Source organism: Saccharothrix obliqua, from assembly GCF_019375475.1.
In the GTDB taxonomy this organism is placed as follows: domain Bacteria; phylum Actinomycetota; class Actinomycetes; order Mycobacteriales; family Pseudonocardiaceae; genus Actinosynnema; species Actinosynnema obliqua.
Genome location: NZ_JAHXGQ010000004.1, coordinates 677,115 through 695,673, shown reverse-complemented (window position 1 = coordinate 695,673; position 18,559 = coordinate 677,115). Strand labels below are relative to the sequence as shown.

At 75.1% G+C, this 18,559-nt stretch carries 10 protein-coding genes; 3 read left to right on the top strand and 7 right to left on the bottom strand.

The window, feature by feature from the left end; genetic code table 11:
• Nucleotides 1–8 precede the first annotated feature (8 nt).
• A complete protein-coding gene (locus KZQ38_RS16490) occupies nt 9–212 on the top strand; it encodes a helix-turn-helix domain-containing protein (protein ID WP_219442914.1) in 204 nt (67 codons plus the stop codon).
• Between the two features lie 250 nt (nt 213–462).
• Here the strand turns inward: KZQ38_RS16490 and KZQ38_RS37115 are convergent, their stop codons facing one another.
• The 5 genes from KZQ38_RS37115 to KZQ38_RS16465 are packed head-to-tail and all read right to left on the bottom strand — an operon-like array spanning nt 463 to nt 11,753.
• Nucleotides 463–1,032 carry a helix-turn-helix transcriptional regulator gene (locus tag KZQ38_RS37115; RefSeq protein WP_219442913.1) on the bottom strand — a complete coding sequence of 190 codons (570 nt, stop codon included), beginning with the start codon at nt 1,030–1,032 and terminating at the stop codon, nt 463–465.
• Complete coding sequence (locus KZQ38_RS16480; protein ID WP_257901440.1) at nt 1,029–2,417, bottom strand: MFS transporter; 1,389 nt, start codon at nt 2,415–2,417, stop codon at nt 1,029–1,031. The genes KZQ38_RS37115 and KZQ38_RS16480 overlap by 4 nt, the downstream gene beginning before the upstream one ends.
• Nucleotides 2,414–9,727 (bottom strand): non-ribosomal peptide synthetase, encoded by a 7,314-nt coding sequence (locus KZQ38_RS16475; protein ID WP_219442912.1) that lies wholly within the window; start codon nt 9,725–9,727, stop codon nt 2,414–2,416. The genes KZQ38_RS16480 and KZQ38_RS16475 overlap by 4 nt, the downstream gene beginning before the upstream one ends.
• On the bottom strand, nt 9,724–10,395 hold the full coding sequence (locus KZQ38_RS16470; RefSeq protein WP_219442911.1) for a DUF6875 domain-containing protein: 672 nt from the start codon (nt 10,393–10,395) through the stop codon (nt 9,724–9,726). Before KZQ38_RS16470 ends, KZQ38_RS16475 begins: the two co-directional genes overlap by 4 nt.
• A complete protein-coding gene (locus tag KZQ38_RS16465) occupies nt 10,389–11,753 on the bottom strand; it encodes an FAD-dependent oxidoreductase (protein WP_219442910.1) in 1,365 nt (454 codons plus the stop codon). The genes KZQ38_RS16470 and KZQ38_RS16465 overlap by 7 nt, the downstream gene beginning before the upstream one ends.
• 497 nt (nt 11,754–12,250) lie before the next feature.
• Here KZQ38_RS16465 and KZQ38_RS37110 point away from each other — a divergent pair, with 497 nt between their 5' ends.
• Nucleotides 12,251–14,821: a helix-turn-helix transcriptional regulator gene (locus KZQ38_RS37110; RefSeq protein WP_219442909.1), complete on the top strand. Its 2,571-nt coding sequence runs from the start codon at nt 12,251–12,253 to the stop codon at nt 14,819–14,821.
• On the opposite strand, the gene KZQ38_RS16455 is transcribed toward KZQ38_RS37110, so the two are convergent.
• On the bottom strand, nt 14,818–16,284 hold the full coding sequence (locus tag KZQ38_RS16455) for an FAD-dependent monooxygenase (RefSeq protein ID WP_219442908.1): 1,467 nt from the start codon (nt 16,282–16,284) through the stop codon (nt 14,818–14,820). The two genes, KZQ38_RS37110 and KZQ38_RS16455, sit on opposite strands and share 4 nt — an antisense overlap.
• 13 nt (nt 16,285–16,297) lie before the next feature.
• Nucleotides 16,298–16,855, bottom strand: coding sequence for a TetR/AcrR family transcriptional regulator (locus KZQ38_RS16450; protein ID WP_219442907.1), 558 nt, complete (start codon nt 16,853–16,855; stop codon nt 16,298–16,300).
• A gap of 117 nt (nt 16,856–16,972) precedes the next feature.
• Between KZQ38_RS16450 and KZQ38_RS16445 the strand changes: the two genes are divergently transcribed.
• On the top strand, nt 16,973–18,556 hold the full coding sequence (locus KZQ38_RS16445) for an MFS transporter (protein WP_219442906.1): 1,584 nt from the start codon (nt 16,973–16,975) through the stop codon (nt 18,554–18,556).
• Nucleotides 18,557–18,559: the final 3 nt, after the last annotated feature.

The following is an 18,559-nucleotide window of genomic DNA, read 5'->3' as shown; positions in this document are numbered from 1 at the left end:
TGGCGGTCATGGCCGCCTCGCCCCACCTGTCGGACCGGGACCTGCGGGTCCTCAGCCTCGTCGCCGACGGCCACAGCAACGCGGAGATCGCCGCCGCGATGGGGTGGTCCGAGCACACCGTGCGCAACACCCTGCACGACCTGATGACGAGGCTCGGCGTCCGCAACCGCGCCCACGCCGCCGCGTACGCGGTGCGCAACGGGTTCATCTGACGCCCACCGCGCCGCAGTGGGCGGCACGGCGGCCACCACCGGGAAGCCCGCCGGAAGGGTCGACAGCCCGCCTAACTTTCAGGGAGCCTGCCTGATAGTTCCCGGTCGGCGTATCTCTCAGGGAGCCTGCCTGATAGATCCTGGTCGGCGTATCTTTCAGGGAGCCTGCCTGATAGATCCCGGCCCCGTAACTATCAGGGAGCCTCCCTGAAAGTTTCCGGCCCCCTGACTTCCGGGGAGCCCGCTCGGGTCAGATGAGCCCTTGGCGCAACGCGTAGGCCACCGCGTGAGCCCGGTTCTTCAAGCGCAGCCGGTGGGTGATGTCGTGCACGATCGCGCTGACCGTGCGCGACGAGTACGCCAGGGCCGTGGCGATCTCGGCGGTCTCGTGGCCGTCGGCCACCATCCGGAGCACGGCCTTCTCCCGCGCGTCGAGCGCGGGTGCCGGCGCGCGCATCCGGACCAGGTCGCCGAGCAGGGCGGGCGGCAGCGTGCCGTGCCCGGTCGCGGCGGCGCGGACCGCGGCGACCAGCGTGTCCGGGCCCGCCTGGTCGCGGTGCAGGATCGCGCACGCGCCGGCGCCCAGCGCGCGCACGGCCGCCGCGGCGTCGCGCTCCCGGGTCACCAGCACGACCGCGCCGTCCGCCGACGCGATGGCGTGCAGGGCGTCCTCGTCGATGTCGTCGGACGCCAGGACGGTAACCCCACCGGGCGCGAGGGCCAGGCCCGGCGCCGCCGCTAGCGCCGCTTCGAGCCCGGACCGCAGGAACGGGTCGGGGGCCACCACCCGCACGTGGACGGCCGTCTCCGTGGTCGTCACTCGCCCTTCTCCTCTCCGCCCGGGGCCGCGGCCACCGGATCCTTCTCGGCGGGGTCCTTCGCAGCGGGGTCCTCCTCGGCGTCCTGCTCGTCCACCACCAGGTCCGGCAGGTCCTCCACCCGGCGCAGCCCCGGCCGGGCCGCCACCACGCCGAGCACCACCAGCAACGCGCCCGCCAGGACGAACATCAACGCCATCCCCCGGCCGGGACCGGTGCCGATCACCGCGCCGACCGACCCGGCCAACGCGCCGTCCGCCCGCATCAGCGGTTCGAACACGCCGTCGGCCAGCGGTCCGGCGGTGACGTAGGCCAGCGGTCCGGCCGCCTGGGACACGGCGCGGGAGGTGGCCAGCACCTTGCCGAGGTTCGCCGGGTCCGACTTGGTCTGGAGCAGCGTCTGCGCGGTGCCCGTGATCACCGGCAGGGTGAACAGGAAGAACGGGCCGACGGCGATCACCAGCGCCAGCGACGGCGCGATGGCGTGCGCGGCCATCCCGATCCCGCCGAAGGCCATGAACAGGGCGATGCCGCGCACCTTCCGCTTCGGCCCGCCCCACGCGCCCATCACCAGGCTGCCCGCGAACAACCCCGCGCCACCCGCGAACACCTGGAAACCCAGCTCCGCCGGACTGGCGAAGGACAGCACGAGCGGGCGGATCAAGGTGCCCGCCAGGCCGAAGCAGAAGTAGAAACCCGCCAGCACCGCGAGCAACCCGGTCAGGCCGGGTCGGCGGCGCAGCTCGGCCCAGCCCGCGGGCGCCTGCCGCCAGATCGACGGCCCGCCCGGCTCCGGCGCGGCGGCCCGCACGGCGGCGGCGGGCAGCGGCACCAGCAGCACGACCAGGAGTGACGCGGTGAACGTGACCAGGTCGACCAGGATCACGCCGTGCAGCCCGGCGAAGGTCAGCAGCGCGCCCGCGGCGACCGGCGCGGCGATCTGGGCGCTGAACACCACCTGCGACAGGCCGTTGGCACGACCGAGGTGCTGCTTGGGCACCAGCAGCGGGATCATCGCCGCGAAGGTCACCTGGTGCACCGTGCCGCACATCGCGGTGAGCGCGGTGGCGACGTAGATGTGCCAGACCTGGAGCTGGTCGCCGCCGATCAGCACGGCCAGCACGCCGACGGTGGCGATGGCGATGAGGTCGGCCGCGACCAGCACGCGGCGGCGGTGGAACCGGTCGGTGATCGCACCCGCGAACGGCGCGATCAACACGGCGGGCACCGCGCCGGACAACATGATCAACGCGAACTGCGTGGCCGAGCCGCTGCGCTCGTAGGTCCACACGCCGAGCACGAAACCGGTCAGCGCCGACCCGACGATCGAGACGAGTTGCGCGGACCACAGCAGGGCGAACCCGCGGATGCCCATCGTGGTGTTCATCGGCCCTCCATGGGCTGCGGTGCGGGCAGGTGTCCGGTGCGCACGTAGTGGGTCAGGTACTTGCGCAGCAGCGCGGCGTCGGCGGGCGGGCACGGCCGGCCGACGGTCGCTTCGGTGTGCGAGCAGTCGAAGACCGTGCGGCGGGGCGTGGTGTCCGGCGTGACCACGGCGGCGATGGCGCTCAGCGCCGGGTCGCCCGCGCGGGCCACCGCCTCGGACAGCTCCGCGTGCCACTCGGCGAACGGCACGGCGCGCACCGGGTAGCCGAAGTCCCGCAGCACGTCCACGACCTCGCCGAACCGGATGGTGCGCGGGTTGTAGAAGTGGAAGTCCGCGCCGTACCCGGCGGGTGTGCGGGACAACGTGCCGATGGCGGCGGCGACGTAGTCCACCGGCGCCATGTCCTCCTCGTCGGCGAAGTCCTCCAGCGGCGCGGACCCGAGCACCACCACGGCACGCAGCATGTTGGCGAACCGGTCGCCCACCGGGCCGATCCCGGTCCGGCTGTCGCCGGTGACGCGGGCCGGGCGGTGCACGGTCACCGGCAGCCCCGCCGCGCGGGCGGCGCGGGCCAGCCGGTCGGCCACCCACTTGCTGCGCTCGTATCCCCGGGCCAGGCCGGTCGGGTCGTCGGGCGCGTCGCGCTCGGTCACGACCACGGGCCGGTCCAGCGGGTAGGCGCCCAACGTCGACACGATGTGCGTCGGCACCACGCCGCGCAGGCACGCGAGGCGCAGCACGTCGGTCGTGCCGAGCACGTTGCCGGGCCGCAGGTGGGCGTACGGGCGCACGAAGTTCGCCTCGCCGCCGCAGTGGAAGATGACGTCGAGCCCGTCGGCCAGGGCCGCGAAACCTTCCTCCGACAACCCGAACCGCTCGGTCGACAGGTCGCCCGCGACCGGCACGACGCGGTCGGCGAACTCGTCACGCCACAACCCGTGCGAACGCAGGTTCGCCGCGATCCGGTCCAACCCGCCCGAGCGGACCAGGCAGCGCACCACCACGTCGGGCGAGTGCGTCAGCAGGTCCGCGAGCAGGTGCCCGCCGATGAAACCGGTCGCGCCCACCAGGAACGCGGTCCGCGCGCGCACCGCCCGGTCCACCGCCGCCGCGACCTCGGCGGGTGTCGCCGAGAAGCGGACGTCGGCGGGCAGCGCCGCCTCCGCGCCCAGGTCCGGCGCGTCGCCGTCCTCGACGTGGGCCGGGTCGAACCGCAGCTCGACCGCCGCCGCGAACGAGGTCAGCGTGGTCGCCTCGAACAACACCCGCACCGGCAGGTCGACGCCGAACTTCGCACGCACCCGCGCCGTCACCGTCCCCGCCAGCAGGGAGTGGCCGCCCAGGGCGAAGAAGTCGTCGTCCCGGCCGATCCGTTCCCGGTCGAGCACTGCCGACCAGATCGCGGCCACGTCCTCCTCGGTGCCCGGCTCCGGCGGCGTGTGCACGGCGTCGGCCGCCCGTTCGGCCGGTTCGGGCAGGGCGGTGTGGTCGACCTTGCCGTTCGCGGTCAGCGGCAGCGCGTCGACCACGACGAACGCGTCCGGCACGAGGTAGTTGGGCAGCGCCGACCGCAGCGCGCCGCGCACCGCCGCGGGCTCGGCGTCGCCGACCAGGTAACCCACCAGCCGGCCACCGCGGGCGACGACCAACGCGTCCCGCACCCCGGCGCAGCGGCGGCACGCGGCCTCCACCTCGGCGGGTTCGATGCGGTGGCCGTGCAGCTTGAGCTGCCGGTCCACCCGGCCCAGGAACTCCAGCTCGCCGTCCGCGCGGCGGCGCACCAGGTCGCCGGTGCGGTACATCCGCGCGCCGGGTGTCGACGCGAACGGGTCGGGCACGAAGTGGGCGGCGGTCGTGCCCGGTCGGCCCAGGTAGCCGCGAGCCGGCGCGTCGCCGCCCAGGCACAGCTCGCCCGGCACACCGGTGGGCACCGGCCGCAGCGCCGCGTCCACGACGTACGCCCTGGCGTGCGGCAGTGGCCGCCCGATGGGCAGGTGCGTGCGCTCGCCCAGCTCCGCGCCGTCCACCGTGCGGTAGGTCGTGGTGCAGACCGTGGCCTCGGTGGGCCCGTAGTGGTTGTGCAGCGGCACCCGGCCGTCGGTCAGCTCGGCCCACGTGCGGACGGCGGCGACCGGGACGCCTTCACCGCCGACCATCACCAGCCGCAGCGGACCGGTGACGCGGGCGCCTTCGGCGGCCAGCTCGGCGGTCCACTTCTGCCACAACGCGGACGGGGCGTCCACCATCGTCACGCCGCGCTCGCCGCACAGCTCCACCAGGCCCGGCCCGGTCAACGCCGCCGCGTCGGCCCACGGCAGCAGCGCGGCGCCGGAGACCAGGGCGGGGAAGATGTCGCCCACCGCCGCGTCGAACGTCAGCGGCGGGATCACCAGCACCCGCTCGCCCGGCCCGAAACCGTGCTCCCGGCGGAACGACTCGGCCAGCTCGGCGACGGGGCCGTGCCGCACGGCGACGGCCTTGGCCGACCCGGTCGAGCCCGATGTGTAGATGACGTAGGCGATGTCGTCCGGACCCACGGCCACCTCGGGCGCGGTGTCGGCGGGCGTGATGTCGTCCACCAGCAACGCGTCCGGCTCGAACGCGGCGGCGTGCGCGCGCGAGGTCACCACGGCGACGGGCCGCGCGTCGGCCAGCAGCGCCGCCAGCCGGGCGGGCGGGTGACCGGGGTCGAGCGGCAGGTAGGCCGCGCCCGCGACCAGCACGCCGAGCAGCCCCACCGCGGCGTCCGCGCCCAGCGGCAGGCCGAGCGCGACGACGTCACCGCGGCGCACGCCGCGCTCGCGCAGCACGCGTGCCACGCCGTTGGCCGCGCGCACCAGCTCGCGGTAGGACAGGTCGCCGATCGCGGGCGCGTCCGGCGTCCGCTCCGCCTGCGCGGCGATCGACCGGTGCACGGGCGTGCCGTCGGTGAGCGGGGCGGCCGGTGTCGCGTGGCCGCCGTCGTGCAGCCACCGCAGGTCGGCCGCGGTCAGCGGCGACAGCTCGGCGGCGGGCCGGTCCGCGTCGGCCAGCAACGCGCCCAGCAGCCGGTCGTAGTGCGCGGCCAGCCGTGCCGCGGTCGCCTCGTCGAACAGGTCGGTGGCGTAGTCCAGCCGCCCCTCGATGCCGTCGGGCGCGGTCGCCAGGGCCAGGGTCAGGTCGAACCGGGCGGTGGTCACCGGAGCGTCCAGCCACCGCGCCGCCACGCCCGGCAGGTCCAAGCCGCCGCCCGCGTGGTTGAGCACGAACATCACCTGGAACACCGGGTTGTGGCTCAGGTCCCGCGCCGGTCGCAGCGCCCGCGCCACCAGTTCCCACGGGTAGCGCTGGTGCTCCAGCGCGCCGACGCACGCGTCCTGCACCCGGTCCAGCACCCCGGCGGCGGTCGGGTCGCCGTCGAGCCGCGTGCGCACGGCCACCGTGTTGGCGTACATGCCGACGCAGCGCTCCACGCCCGGCACCGACTCGTCACGCATCGGGGTGCCGACCACGATGTCGTCCTGCCCCGAGTAGCGGGCCAGCAGCAGCGTGAACGCGGTGAGCAGCACCGTGTTCACGGTGACACCACGCGCCCGGCAGAACGCGGCCACCTCGTCGGCGCGCTCGCGCGGCAGGTGGAAGGAGAACCCGCCGCCCCGGAACGACTCGGCGGGCGGCCGGGGCCGGTCGGTGGGCAGCTCCAGCAACGCGGGCGCGTCGCCGAGCCGGTCGCGCCAGTAGCGCTCGCCCGCCTCCAACGGCTGCGCGGCGTGCCACACCGCGTAATCCCCGTACTGCACGGGCGGTTCCGGCAGGTCCTCGCCGCGGTAGACCTGGTTCAGCTCGCGCAGCAGCACGCCCACCGACGCCGCGTCGGCCACCATGTGGTGCAACGTCAGCACGAGCAGCGACTCGGTGTCGGCGGTGCGGACCACGAGCGCGCGCAGCAACGGCGGCCTGGTCAGGTCGAAGGGGCGGCGCAGCTCGGCGGCCACCGCGGCGTCGGCACGCAGGCGCACCCGGTCGAGGTGCCGCAGGTCGACCACCGCCACCTCGGGCACGACCCCCGGTTCGGCGATGACCTGCACGGGTTCGCCGTCCACGTCGGGGAAACCGGCCCGCAGCGCCTCGTGCCGGTCCACGACCACGCCGAGCGCGGCGCGGAACCGGTCGACGTCCAGCACGCCGGTCAGCCGCCACGACTGGGAGATGGTGTAGACGCCGTCCCGCGCGCCGAGCCGGTCCAGGAACCACAGCTGCCGCTGGGCGGGCAGCAGCGGCACCGCGCCGTCGCCGTCCCGCCGGGGCACCGCCACCGCCGCCGACGCACCGCCGAAGCCCCGCGCGCGCAGCGCCTCGGCGAAGCGGGCGACCGTGCGCGCGTCGAACAGGGTGCGCAGCGGCAGCTCGACGGAGAAGCGCTCACGCACCCTGGCCACCAGCCGCGCGGCCAACAGCGAGTGCCCGCCGAGGGCGAAGAAGTCGTCGTGCACGCCGACGTCGGTCACCCCGAGCACATCGGCCCACAACCCGGCCAACGCGCGTTCCACCTCGTCGCGCGGCGCGACCCGGACCGCGGCCCGCCCGGCGTCCGCCGCCGGTTCGGGCAGCGCACGGCGGTCCACCTTGCCGGTCCGGGTCAGCGGCAGCGCCGCGAGGAACACCGCGACCTCCGGCACCATCGAGGAGGGCAGCCGCGTCGCCAGGTGCTCGCGCAGCCGGGGCCACTCCCGCTCCGGCGGCCCGACCACGTAGGCCACCAGCCGCACGTCGTCGGCACGCACCGGCCACGCCACCACCGCGGCGTCGGCCACGCCGGGCGCGCCGCGCAACGCCGCCGCCACCTCGTCCGGCTCGACCCGCAGGCCGCGCACCTTGACCTGGTGGTCGACGCGGCCCAGGAACTCCAGCCGCCCGTCCGACCGCCACCGCGCCAGGTCGCCGGTGGCGTAGAGCCGGCCGCCGCCCTCCTCGGGCACGAACGCGGCGGCCGTCAACGCGGGCCGGCCCGCGTAACCACGCGTCACGCCGGGGCCGCCGATGTGCACCTGACCCACCACACCGGGTGGCACCGGGCGCAGCGCGCGGTCCAGCACCCGCAGCCGCGTGTTGGGCAACGCGGGCCCGAGCAGCGGCCGTCCCCCGCCGGGCGGCACGGCGTGCGCCGAGACGATCATCGTGCCCTCGGTGGGGCCGTAGACGTTCCACACCCGCGCGCCGTCCGTCGACAACGCCCGGACCAGCTCGCGGTCCAGGGCCTCGCCGCCGCACAGCCGCTCGCGCACGGTCGCGGGCACCCCGCCCGAGGCCAGCAGCATCCGCCAACGGGTCGGCGTGGCCTGCGCGACGGTGGCACCCACCGCCGCGAGCCGCGCGGACAACGCCGCCGGTTCGGCCAGGTCCCCGGTGGGCACCACGGCCACCCGCGCGCCGCGGATCAACGGGATCAGCAGCTCGCGCACCGACATGTCGAACGACACCGCCGTGATGGCGGCCCACACGTCGTCCTCGGTCACCCCGAGGCGGTCGGCGAAACCGCACAGCACGTTCACCACACCGCGGTGCGGCACCGCCACGCCCTTCGGCTCCCCGGTGGAGCCGGACGTGTAGATGACGTACGCCAGGTGGTCCGGCGCCAGGTCCACCTCGGGTGGCGTGCCCGGTCCCGGGTGGTCGGCGTCCACGTCCACCGCGACCACGCCGGGCACCGGGTGCTCGCGGTCCACCACGGCCACGCGCACCCCGGCGTCGGCCACGACGTGCGCCCGCCGCTCGGCGGGCCACTCGGGGTCGATCGGCACGTACGCGCCGCCCGCCCGCCACACCGCCAGCACCGCGACGACGGTCTCCACCGACCGCCGCACGCACAGCCCCACCGGCACGTCCGGTCCGACGCCCGCCACGCGCAACGCGTGCGCCAGCCGGTTCGCCCTGGCGTTCAGGTCGCGGTAGGTCGTGCCGTCCACGGCGAGCCGGTCGGAGTCGCGGACCAGCTCGGCCGCGGTGACCACGGCGGGCAGTTCCGCCACCGGGTCGACCGGCTCCGGCGCGGGCAGCGGCACCTCGCCGACCCGCAGGCCGGGCTCGGCCGCCACCGCGGTCAGGAAGGCGACCAGGTTCGCGGCGAAACCGGCGACCGTCGCCGCGTCGAACAGGTCCGTGCGGTACTCCAGGTAGGCGCGCAGCACGCCCCGTTCCTCGCGCACGCCCAGCATGAGGTCGAGCTTGGTGGTGCCGGTGTGCGCGCCGTCGAACTCCGCGACCCGGAGCCCGGCCAGCCGGGGCGGTTCGCCGCCCGCGCCGTGCCCGTTGAAACCCACCTGGTAGACGGGCGAGTGCGCCAGGCTGCGCTCGGGGCGGAGCGCCGCCACCACCCGCTCGAACGGCACGTCCGCCGCGCCGAGCGCGTCGACCAGCGCGTCGACGACGCGTTCCAGCAGCCCGGTGAACGCGGGGTCGTCGTCGAGCCCGACCCGCACCGGGACGGTGTTGACGAAGAACCCGATCAACCGCTCGGTGTCCACCCGGGACCGCTGGCCGACGACGGTGCCCACCACCACGTCGTCCTGCCCGCTGTAGCGGCTCAGCAGCGCCTGGTACGCGGCCAGGACCGTCATGTGGACGGTCGCGCCGACCTCGTCGCCCAGCGCCCGGACCGCCGCGGTCAGCTCGGCGGGCAGGTCGAACTCGTGCAGCCCGCCCGCCGCGGCGGCCACCGGGGGTCGTGGCCGGTCGGTGGGCAGGGTGATCAGCTCGGGCGCGCCCCGCAACGCCGTCACGACCTCCGCCAGCAGCTCGCCGCCCTCGGGCCCGGCCAGGTACTCCCGTTGCCACGCCACGAAATCCGCGTACTGCACCGGCAGCTCGGGCAGGTCGTCACCGCCGTAGGCGAGGCCCAACTCGTCCAGCAGAACCGACATCGACCAGCCGTCGGACACGGCGTGGTGCACGGTCACCACCAGCACGTGGGACTCGGCGGCCTCGCGCAGCAGCAGCACGCGCAGCAGCGGCCCCTCCGCCAGGTCGAACGGCGCGCGGATCTCCGCCTCGACCTCGGCCAGGACGTCGGCCACCACCGGCCGGGCGGCGAACGCGAACACCGGTTCGTCCCGCACCACCTGGACGGGCACGCCGTCGTCCGCCCGGAACACGGTGCGCAGCGCGGCGTGGCGGCGCACCACCACCTCGAACGCCGAGCGCAGCCGCGCGACGTCCACCGGGCCGGTCAACCGCAGCGCGGCGGGCACGTTGTAGGCGGGGGAGCCCGGTTCGAGCCGGTCGAGGAACCACAGCCGCTCCTGGCCGGGGGAGCAGGGGAACACGGCGGTCACGGCGTGCCCACCGCCCGTTCCCGCTCCACCTGGTCGCGCAGCTGCGCGGGCACCTGGTCGCCGAACAGCTCCAGGTACACCCGCGCCTGCTCGGGGTCCTCGCGCAGGAACGGGTAGTCGGTCGGCACCATGTGCCGCATCGCCAGCATCGGCACCGGGCTGCGCAGCGGCCGGAAATCGCGGTTCCACAGGCCGCTCTTGGCCGGTGGTCCGTTGTGGAACTCGCCGATCATCAACCCCATCCGCACGTACTCCGGCTTGAGCAACGCCTGCACACCGTCCACAAGGGACTCGACCGCGTCCGCCGGTATGTCCGGGAACAGCACGAGGATCGTGGTGATCTGCGCCGACGGCTGGTCGCGCGGCGCGAGTTCGAGGAACCAGTCCCGGTAGAACCGCAGCGTCTCGGCCGGCTCCCGCACGTCGGCCGGCACACCCGGCTGCACCGCCAGGAAGAACCGCTCGCGCGTCAACGAAGCCGACGCGAACGGGCACACGCTGCCCGCGCGGCCCAGGTCCGGGTGCGGGTTGGTCAGGTAGCCCCGGCCCCAGTCGAACGTGGCCCGCAGGTGGATCTCGTACCCGCGCAGCTCCGCCGGCAGCGCCAGCGGGTCGAGGTCGCCCCGCTCCACCAGCACGCGGCGGGGATCGTCGGGATGGGTCAGCATCGGCCTCGGCCTCCCTCTCGGCGGGCGCGCCGTGCCGCGGCCAGCCCCGTCACGACCGCGGCCAGCGCGGTCGCCGCACCCGTCCACCCGAGGGCGGCCTGCTGCCGCCGCGCGCGGCGCAACGCGTCCGCGTACGGGGTGTCGGTGTGCGAGATCATCGTGTAGAGCGGCACCCACCGGCCGGGGAACACCCGGCTCAGCAGCAGGTCCGCCTTCTTGCGCGCCAGGAACAGCGGTGACGCCACCCTGGTGCGCAGCTCGTCGAAGTTCGCCTCGGACAGGTCGGCGAGCACGTCGGTGTGCGGTTTGCGCCGCCGCTCGAACTCCCGCAGCCCCGCCGCCCAGTCCGGACCGGTCAGGCAGTCGCGCAGCAACGCGCAGTCCTCCAGCGCGGAGTTCATGCCCTGCCCGTAGAACGGGTACACCGCGTGCGCGGCGTCACCGACCAGCACCACCCGGCCCTCGTGCTGCCACGGTGAGACCCGCACCGTCACCAGGTGGCCCGCCGGGTGGGCGAGGAACTGCTCGACCACGTCCGGCACCAGGGTCCGCACGTCGGGGAACCGGGTGTCGAACAGCTCGCGGACGGCGGCCTCGGTGGTCAGCTCCGCGAGGCTGCCGGGACCGGTCAGCGGCAGGAACGCGGTCGCGGTGAGCGAGCCGTTGATGTTGGGGTGCGCCACCACCAGCCCGTCGTGGCCGGGCCACACGTGCAGCGCGTCGGGCGTGCGGCGCAGGTCGCCGGGACGTCCCGCCGGGATGGCGAACTCCTTGTAGCCCCAGGGGAGTGCCTTCTGGTGCACGTCGGCGGGCAGGCCGCGCACGAGGTGCGCGCGGGTCGCCGAGAACGCGCCGTCGGCGCCCACCACGAGGTCCGGCTCGACCACCAGTTCCGCGCCGTGCTCGTCGGTGAACGCGCACACCGGCCGCCGGTCGTGGCCGCCGCGGTCCAGCGCGGTCAGCCGGGTGCCGAAGTGGACCGCCACGGAGGGGTGCGACCGCGCCTCGGTCAGCAGCACGTCGCCCAGGTCCTCGCGCAGCACCGACCGCAGCACCTGGTCCGCCGCCGTGCCGTAGGGCTGGAACGCCAGCCGCCCGCCGGGCTGGTGCACGACTCGGCCGCGCATGGGCGTCGCCGCGCGCAGCACGTCGGCCAGCACGCCGACCTCGGCCAGGGCCGCGACACCGCGCTGGGACAGCCCGAGGTTGATCGACCGGCCACCCGCGCGAGCGGTCACGCGGGGGTCGGGCAGCCGTTCGTAGACGTCGACGCGGTGCCCCAGCCGGGCCAGGTGCACGGCGGTGAGGGTGCCCGCCAGGCCGGCGCCCACCACCACGACGTGCCGGGCGGCGCTCACCGGGCCCGTCCGCTCGAACGCGTTCCGGGTCGCGTCGGGATTATTGTGCCCGGCGGTTTAGGGCGTAGTCGCCGGGAGGTCATCGGAACCACTTCCCGGTGGCTTTCCGCAAAACGGACGGATCGGGTGTCCCGATAGGGAAACCAAATACCGCGGGCGGCTTCGCCGATCGCCCGGCGCGCACCGGCGGGTGCGGCGGCCGGCTGTTCCCGTAACCGCCGACAAGGCGCTGAACAGGCGTTTCCTCGGTGTATCCGGCCACCCAACCGGGTGGTGCCGACCGTGTGCACCGGTCCCCCTCGTTGTATTCGTTGATTATCTGGGCTGAACGGAGCACATCCGTGCGTGCCGTCAACGGCTGGCTGCGGGACATTTTCGCCAGTAACCTGGCCCCGGCCGCAGGCCATTCCCCCGGGTGCTGTGCGGAGGTCAATCAACCAGGTTCGGGTGGCGGCGAGCATCCGGGAAAACACGGTATCGGTGCGGGAGGGTGGGCCGTGGTCGGTCGGGGATTCGTGGGCAGGGCCGCCCAGGTCGGGGACTGCCTCGCCGGGGAACCCGCGTGGGTGGTGCTGGTGTCCGGGCCGCCGGGTGCGGGGCGCACCAGGCTGCTGGCCGAGGTCGCCGCACGCGGCGCGGGACCCGTGCGGTGGGCGGCGGTGGTCACCGCGGCGGAGGTCGAGCGGTCGGCGGACGAGGGCGGGTTGCTGGTCGTGGACGACGTGCACCTGGCGGACGCGCCGACCCGGCGGCTGCTCGCCGACGTGGTGCGCGACCGGCCGGGCCGGTTGCGGTTGCTGCTGTCCGCGCGTGCCGGGCGCTGCCCGACCGAGCTGGTGCACGCCGTGCTGGTGGCCGGTCCGGCGGCGCGGCACGTGTCGGTGCCACCGTTGACCGACGACGAGGTGGCCGAACTGCTGCCGGAGGTCGGTCCGGTGCTGCGCGGCCGGATCGCGGCGGCGGGTGCGGGCATCCCGCGTTACCTGCTGGCGTTGGCCGAGCTGCCACCGCACACCTGGCCCGCGCGTGGCCCCGGCGAGGGCGTGGACCGGCCGCTGGCCGTCGAGGAGCGCCCCATCCTGGCCGAGTTGGCGGGGCTGCCGGCGGCGGAACGCGCCGTGGTCCGCGCCGCCGCCCATTGCGGGACCACAGTGGACGTGGACCTGGTGCGCGTGCTCAGCGACCGGTCCGAGACCGAGGTGACCGACCTGCTGGAGAGCTTGGTGCGGCACGACGTCCTGGTGTCCGACGACGCGGGCCTGCGGTTCCGGCACCCCCTCGTGCACGCCGCCGCGCACCGCCTCGCCCCGGAGTCGCGGGAGTTCGGCGCGCACCACCGCGCGGTTCGCCACCTGCGTGCTCGCGACGCCCCGCTGCGCGCGAGGGCCTACCACCTGGAGAAGTCACACCGGCACCACGACCTCCGGGCGGTGCGCGAGCTGGTCGGTGCGGCGAAGGCCGTCGCGGACACGTGCCCGGTGACGAGCGCCCGTTGGCTCGGCGTGGCGTTGCGCGACCTGCCGGAGCGGCTGCGTGGCACGCCGGAGCACGTCGAGGCGGCGTTGCTGCACGTGCGGGCGCTCGTGGTGGCGGGCCGACCCGCGCAGGCCCGGGAGCGGCTGGTCGAGCTGTCCGCCTGGCTGCCGCCGGGCGATCCCCGCACCCTCACCCCGCTGGCCCGGTGCGAGCAGGACCTCGGCCGGCCGAGACGGGCGCGGGCGATCCTGGAGGAGGTCGAGGCGCACACCGCGGACCCGGAACTGCGGCTGGAACTGACCGCGCTCCGCCTGGCGGACGACGACCCGCGGGGCGCGGTGGAATGCGCGGAGCGACTCCTCGGCACCACTCCCGGCTCAGCTCCCGCCGCTGGCTCCGCCCTCGCCGCGGTGGCGGGCACCTTCGCCGCCGCTCCCGCGCCCGGCCCCGCCCGCGCCCCCGCGGTGCGAGGCACCGCCCACAGCGTCGCCGCACACGCCCTGCGTGCCCTCGCCCTCCTCTTCCTCGGCCGGGTCGCCGAGGCCCGTGCCGGTCACCGCACCGCCGTCGACGGCTTCGACCTCCTCGGCGACGAAGCACTCCGCGACGTGCTCGAACCGACCACCGCCCTGCACTGGAGCGGGCACTTCCTGGACGACGACCGGCGGGCGGCCGTTCGCGTCGAGCGCGCGCTGCACGTCGCCCGCGAGTCCGGGCACACCAGGGCGCTACCACACCTGCACACCGTGCACGCCCACGTGCTGTGCAAGCTCGGCCGGCTCGACGCGGCCGCCGCCGCGGCGGCCGAAGCGGAGGACACCGCCCGCGACACCGGCCGCCGCGACCTGCTGCCGCTGGCACGCGCGGTGCGGTCCCGGGTTCGGCTGCTCACCGGGGACCGCGCCGACGCCGTCGCTTCCTGGCACGCCCTGGACGAATCACCGCGCCCCGCCGTGCGCTGGTGGTCCCGCCTGGTGGACGAGCACCTGGCGGAAGCCGCGCTCGACCTGGACCCGCGCCCCGCCACCGCGCCGGGCGCGGAGGCCCACGCGGCCGAAGCCGTCCGGGAGGCCACGCGCACCGGCTTGCGCGGTCGGCTGGCCGCGGCACTGCTGCGAAGCTCCGCCTGCGCGCTGGAGCGCGGCGACCACAGCCGCGCCGCGGCCGACGCGACGTCGGCGGCGACGGCGTTCGCCACCGCGTCCATGCCCCTGCACCAGGGCCGCGCCCTCCTGGCCGCCGCGGTGGCCGCGGGTCGGGCGGGCGACTTCGACGGCGCCACCCGCGACATCGGCCGGGCCCGCGAGCTGTTCCACGCGGCCGGCGCGCACGCCCTGCTCCGCGAGGCCACCAGCGCGCAACGCGGACTCGCGGGCCGCCAACCCGCACCACGCGGCCTGTCCCGCCGCGAACGCCAGGTGGCCGAGCTGGTGGTGCGTGGACTGGGCACCAAGCAGATCGCCACCGAGCTGTTCCTGAGCCCCCGCACGGTGGAGGACCACATCAGCCGCGTGCTGCGCAAGCTGGAGCTGACCAGCCGGGCGGGCATCGCGCTCAAGCTCGCCTCGGCCGATACCGCACGGGCGTCCTAGCGCACACCGCGCAGGTACTCCCGAACACGCCCGACGTCCGGGGTGATGAGACCGATGTAGCCGTCGGGCCGGACCAGGACGTTGGTACCCCCGGTCACGTCGTAGACCCGCGCCGGGTCGTCGTCGACGGCAACCGGGTGGACCGCGACCCCGGGACCGAAGTCGGGGGTCGGCGCGCCGCCGAACGCCAGCAACGTCCACCGCGGACCCCGGAACACCTCGAAGAGGCGCCCACCGGTCCGCAGCGGCGCGTCGGGCGCGCGGTCGCCGGCCCGCACGCGCCCGGGCGCCACGCGATCGTCCACGGCGAGCGCGCTGCCGCGGTAGGTGATGTCCAGCTGGTGGATGGCGGGCGCCGTGCCCACGGGTGCGGTGGTCGCCCGGAAACCGTTGCGGTGCAAGGCGGTGCTCACGTCGAGCACTTCGGCCGCCACCGGGAAGCGCTCGTCGTGGTAGCTGTCCAGCAACCCCGCAGGCGCGCCGCCGAGCACGGCGGCGAGCTTCCAGCCCAGGTTGTACGAGTCCTGCACGCTGGTGTTGAGCCCCTGGCCACCGGCCGACGAGTGCACGTGCGCGGCATCACCCACCAGGAACACCCGCCCGACCCGGAACCGCTCGGCCATGCGGACGTTGATCCGGTACAGGGAGATCCACCGCAGGTCATGCAGCCGGATGTCGGTGCGCCCGGACCGCTCGACCAGCATCCGCCGCACCGTCGCGAGCGTCGGCTCCGGCTCGTCGCCCGGGTCGACCGCGGCCACGAACTGGTAGTGGTCGTCGGCGGGCAGGTTCCACAGCGAGAACCGCTTCGCCAGGTCGCCACCGGTGAACATGTGGCAGAAGAAGCCCTCGACCCCCTCGGCCCGCACGTCGCCGATCAGCGTCCGCTCGCTCTCGTAGGTGGTGCCCGCGAACCCGACGCCCGCGTGCTTGCGCACGAAGCTGCGGCCACCGTCCGCGCCGACGAGGTAGTCGGCGCGGACCCGCTCGTCCCGGCCGTCGTGACGCAGCGTCGCGGTGACGCCGTCGTCGTCCTGGTCGAACCCGACCAGCTCGGTGGACCGCTCGACCCGACCGCCGAGTTCCGCCAGCCGGTCGGCCAGGATCGCGTCGGTGCGCCACTGCGGGATCAGCCACGGCAGCGGGTACGGCACGTCCGGGCCGCGCCGGGGCAGCGCGGTGCCCAGCACCTCGCCCAGGTCGCGTTCCCACAGCACGTCCCGCCCGGAGTACATGCGGAACGCCGGGAACGGCGCGCCGCCCGCCAGCACGGCGTCGAGCACGCCGAGGTCCTCCAGCACCTCCAGGGTGCGTGGTTGCAGGCCCTTGGCACGCGAACCGGCGAACGGCCCGGCGGCCCGGTCCACGACGCGGCAGCCGATCCCGCGGCGGGCGAGTTCGACGGCGAGCGCCAGGCCGCTGGGTCCCGCGCCGGCGATCAGCACGGGCACGTGGTCGGTCATCCCGGAAACCCCCTCAACGTCCGATCAAAGGCAGCAGCACGCGGTCGACCACGCGGTCGATGAACGCCGCGTCGAACGGCAGCCCGGTGGTGAGCTGCCGCATGATCAACGCCTCGGCCACGTCGTGCACCAGCGCGGTGTCCACGTCGGCGGGCAGCTCGCCGCGGGCGACGGCGCGCTGCAACCCGGCGGTGAACGGCGACAGCTCGTCGTCCTCCTGGTGCTCCCGCAACGCGGCGGCCAGCACCCGGTCGTACCTGGCGGCGGTGATGAGCCCGTCCAGCAGGGCCAGGTACCGGTCGGTCGCCTTGGCCCGCATGGCTTCCATCACCGCGACGAGGTCACCGCGCAGGTCGCCGGTGTCGGGGATGACCAGGTTGAACCCGGCGTCGTAGGCGTCCAGCGCCGCCTTCACCAGCTCCGCCTTGTTGCGCCATCGGCGGTAGATGGTGGCTTTGCTGGCCCTTGCCCGCGCCGCCACGGCGTCCACGGTCATCGCCTGGTAGCCGACCTCGGCGACCAGTTCCGCGGTGGCGTCGAGGATGGCCCGCTCGCGTGCTTCGCCCCGCATCCCCCGACCCCCGTCGCCGTAGTGTACGAAACCGTACCGTACACCACGGCGGGTTTGCCCCGGCCGGGGCGGGGAAGTTCGAGCGTTCCGGGACCGAGCACATCGGAGGCGCACCGCATGGGCGGCGATTCGGCGTGGGCGCCGCTGCGGCGGCGGACGTTCCGCGCGCTGTGGCTGGCGCAGTTCGCGTCCAACATCGGCACGTGGGCGCAGACCGTGGGCGCGCAGTGGCTGATGGGCGATCTCGGCGGCGGTGCGCTGGCGGTCGCGCTGGTGCAGGCGGCGACCACCGTCCCGGTGTTCCTGCTGGTCGTGCCGTTCGGCGCGGTGGGTGACATCGTCGACCGGCGGCACGTGCTGATCGCCGGCCAGTCGCTGATGCTCGCCGGCGCGGGCGGGCTGGCGGCCCTGACCGCCGCCGGCGGCGCGACGCCGGTGACGCTGCTGGCGTTGATCGCGTTGATGGGCGTGGGTCAGGCGTTGGCGGTGCCGTCGTTCCAGGCGATCCAGCCCGAGCTGGTGCCGCGTGCCGAGATACCCCGCGCGGCGCTGCTCAACGGCGTGAACGCGAACGTCGGCCGCGCCATCGGTCCCGCGCTGGGCGGCCTGCTGATCGCGGCGGCCGGGCCGGAGGCCGCGTTCGCGTTCAACACCGTGTCCTTTTTCGGCGTGCTGCTGGTGTTGTGGCGGTGGCGTCGGCCGTCCGACCACCGGCCGCTGGGTGCGGAGCACGTGACCACGGCCGTGCGGACGGGCGCGCGGTACGTGCGCAGCTCGCCGCTGTTCCGACGCGTGCTGGAGCGGTCGGTCCTGTTCGTCGTGTTCGGCAGCGCGTTGTGGGCGTTGCTGCCCGCCATCGCGCGTGGTCCGCTGGGGCTGGGCGCGGGTGGTTACGGCGTGCTGCTCGGCAGCGTCGGCGTCGGCGCGATCGGCGGCGCGTTCGTCGTGCCGCGCGTGCTGCGGCGGACCGGGAAGAACCTCCTGATCACCTTCGCCACGTGCGCGTACGCGGTGGCGATGGCGGTGGCCGGGCTGACGTCGTCACCGGTGGTGGCGGTGCCCGCGATGCTGGTGGCCGGCGCGTCGTGGATCGCCGTGCTGTCCACCCTGAACGCCACCGCGCAGGTGCTGCTCCCGGCGTGGACGCGGGCTCGGGCGTTGTCCTACTACCAGCTCGTTTTCATGGGCGGGCAGGCCGTCGGCGCGCTGGCGTGGGGCGCGCTCGGCGACGCGTTGGGCGTGCGGGGCGCGATGGTCGTGCCGGCGGCCGGGATGGTGCTGGTGGTGGCGGTGGCGGCGCGGGCGCTGCCGTTGACCGAGCGGCAGCTCGACACGTCGCCCGCGAGCCTCTGGGACGCGCCGCCGGAGATGCCCGAGGTCGCGCGGGGACCGGTGCTGGTGACCGTGGAGTGGCGGGTCGACGGGACGCGGGCGGCCGAGTTCCTGGCGGCGATGCGCAAGGTCTGCCGGTCGCGCCGGCGCACGGGCGCGACGCTGTGGGGCCTGTTCCGCGACACGGCGGACCCCGACGTGTACCTGGAGACGTTCACCGTCGCCACGTGGCAGGAACACCTGCGCCAGCACCTCGAACGCTCCACCACCACCGACGTGGAGGTGGAGCGGGTCGCCCGCGACCTCGCCGCCGCCCCGCCCGTGGTGCGCCACCTGCTGTGGGCGGACCGCCCGTCACCGCCGGGCTGAAAG